This is a genomic window from Archangium sp. (assembly GCF_036388035.1).
Taxonomy (GTDB): Bacteria; Myxococcota; Myxococcia; order Myxococcales; family Myxococcaceae; genus Archangium.
The window spans coordinates 1-1,837 of record NZ_DASVSO010000005.1; the positions used below are offsets into that span (position 1 = coordinate 1).

At 71.0% G+C, this 1,837-nt stretch carries 3 protein-coding genes; 1 reads left to right on the forward strand and 2 read right to left on the reverse strand.

The window, feature by feature from the left end; genetic code table 11:
• On the forward strand, positions 1 to 1,052 hold a 1,052-nt coding region (locus VF697_RS00200), incomplete at its 5' end, for a PEGA domain-containing protein (protein ID WP_331091028.1).
• Positions 1,053 to 1,079: 27 nt separating this feature from the next.
• On the opposite strand, the gene VF697_RS00205 is transcribed toward VF697_RS00200, so the two are convergent.
• Both VF697_RS00205 and VF697_RS00210 read right to left on the reverse strand, forming a co-directional pair.
• On the reverse strand, positions 1,080 to 1,664 hold the full coding sequence (locus VF697_RS00205; RefSeq protein ID WP_331091030.1) for a ClpXP protease specificity-enhancing factor SspB: 585 nt from the start codon (positions 1,662 to 1,664) through the stop codon (positions 1,080 to 1,082).
• 31 nt (positions 1,665 to 1,695) lie between these two features.
• Positions 1,696 to 1,837, reverse strand: a 142-nt coding sequence (locus tag VF697_RS00210) for an SsrA-binding protein (protein WP_331091032.1), incomplete at its 5' end; no start/stop codon positions are given.

Here is a 1,837-nt window from a genome sequence, read left to right on the forward strand (position 1 = left end):
CCGGCGTCTTCAAGGGCAAGCCTTCCTACGCCGCCCCCGAGGTCATCACCGGCGCTTCGGCCACCGCGATCAGCGATCTGTTCTCCCTGGGCATCGTCCTCTACGAGCTGCTCGCCGGGCGGCACCCCTTCGGAGACGGCGCGGGCGATCCGATGTCCATCGCCCTCGCCATCACCCAGCACGAGCCCCCACCGCTCACGGACGTGCCCGCCCCGCTGGCCGCCATCGTCTCGCGCGCACTGGCCAAGGCGCCCGAGGCCCGCTTCCCCCGTCCAGAGGACATGGCCGAGGCCCTCTCCCGCTACCTCGCCCAGGCCGGCGAGCCCGCCTCCTCCCAGGCCCTCGCCGCGTTCCTCGCCAGCCTGAACCTCCCGCCCACCCTGCTCGAGCTGTCGGAGTCCTCTGCTCAGCCCGGTTCGGATCCGGGTGGGCAGGCACGCACCCGCCAGAGTCCCGTACTCCCCACGCGGCCCGTGGATCCGCCCTCCTTCGCACTGGAGATCGAGGAGTTCGACGACGTGCCCGGAGGCCCCGCGCTCAGCATGAGTGGGCGGCTCGTCATGCCCACCGCCGCGGCGCCCGCCCCCGTGACGGAGCCTCGGGCCCCGCTGCGCTCCGTGATGGACATGAAGGAGGAGGAGTTGCAGTTGACCGAGCGGGCGCCTCGGCCGCAGAGCGACTTCGTGCCGATCGACACCGCCGAGCCCAGGCCCCGCCGGAGGTGGGGACGCACGGTGGCGCTCGTGGCCATCCCGCTGCTGGTGCTGGCCGGAGTCGTGGTGGCGCTGCCCCAGTTCTCCCAGCAACTGCGCACCCTCCGCCTCCCGCATGGCTCCGGGGCGCCGATGGGCATGCTCTCCATCCAGAGCGAGCCCGCGGGCGCCACCGTCACCGTGGACGGCACGGTGCTGGGCAAGACGCCGCTGGCCGTCGACAACACCTACCCGGCCCAGGACATCCCCGTGAAGGTGACGCTCAAGGGCTACAAGCCCTGGACGGGCACCTTCACCGGAGGCGAGCCGGTGTCCCTGGACGTGAAGCTGCGCAAGTGAGGCCGCGCGGCGCTGAAGCCCGCGCCCTCACTTCACCAGGCGCAGGTGTCCGCGACGCGGGGGCGGCGGATCATCCTTCGGCCCCTCGGACTCGGTCGCGGCGGCGACAGGAGCGGGAGCGGGAGCGGGAGCGGGGGCAACTGGCGTGGCGACGGGCTCCTCCTGGGGCTCGGGCAGGGAGTCCAACCTCGCCACCTCGCGGAGGATGGCCCGGGGACGCTCCACCGCCGGGCTCGGCTGCTCCGCCGCGGGCTCCGGCACCGTCGCCTTGGACGTCACCATCGTCTGCTGGATGAGTTCGGCCGGCATGTCGTCCGGGTACATCCAGAATTCCTTCGTCGTGTGGCTCGTGATGGCGAACAGCGCCGACCAGGGCACCGCCACCGTGAACCGGCTCCCCGAGAAGCTGAGCGTGCAGCGGATGCCCCACTCGCCCACGGTGAGATCCGGAGGATCGAACCGATAGGACAGGTTGAGGCGCAGGTGGGCCTCGTTTCGCAACGAGGTGGGCACGATGACCCCCGGACGCCGTGCGTCCAGGTGGATCATCACCATGCCCTTGTCGAGTGCGGCCATCAGCCGCGCTTTCTTCTCCGGACCCTTCTTGTCCATCGACGTGCGCCTCGGGGTGAGGATGAGCGCGTCAGCGACGACGCATCGCGCGATCCATCTCCCGCTTGGTCTCCCGTTCCTTGATGTCCTGCCGCCGGTCCTCGTGCGTCTTACCGCGACAGAGGCCCAGCTCCACCTTCGCCCGGCCGTTCTTGAAATACAGCAGGAGCGGG